Raw genomic sequence first — 464 nt, forward strand, 5'->3', positions numbered from 1 at the left:
GCCCGGTTACATTCCGAACCCGGAAGCTAAGCCTTACAGCGCCGATGGTACTGCAGGGGGGACCCTGTGGGAGAGTAGGACGCCGCCGAACAATCTTTGGAAGGACCCTTGGTCCCAGCGTTCAGCTGGGACCAAGGGTCCTTTTTGTTTTTGCAGTGCGCGCTGGGCACCCGGCTGCGCGAGAATGACTTGCGGTACCGAAGACAGGAGTCACCATGTCCACCAACTCTCCCGAGGACCGACCGGAGCGCGACCAGCGGCGACGGGAGGGGGACCGGAGCGACCGGAACGACCGCGGCGGTCAGCGCGGAGATCGCGGGGACCGTGGAGGCTTCCGCCGCGACAACGACCGTGGCGGCAACGACCGTGGCGGTAGCGACCGTGGCGGTTTTGGGCGTCGTGAAGGCGACCGCGGTGACCGTGGTGGCTTCCGTCGTGATGACAGCCGTGACAACCGTGGTGGT

The 464-nt window shown here is 65.9% G+C and carries 1 rRNA gene; it reads left to right on the forward strand.

The features are described 5' to 3' along the window. A 5S ribosomal RNA gene (gene rrf, locus AC0665_RS23120) occupies positions 1-91 on the forward strand; the annotation flags it as partial. Between the last annotated feature and the right edge of the window lie 373 nt (positions 92-464).

The sequence above is a fragment of the Streptomyces sp. NPDC043685 genome, from assembly GCF_056436585.1.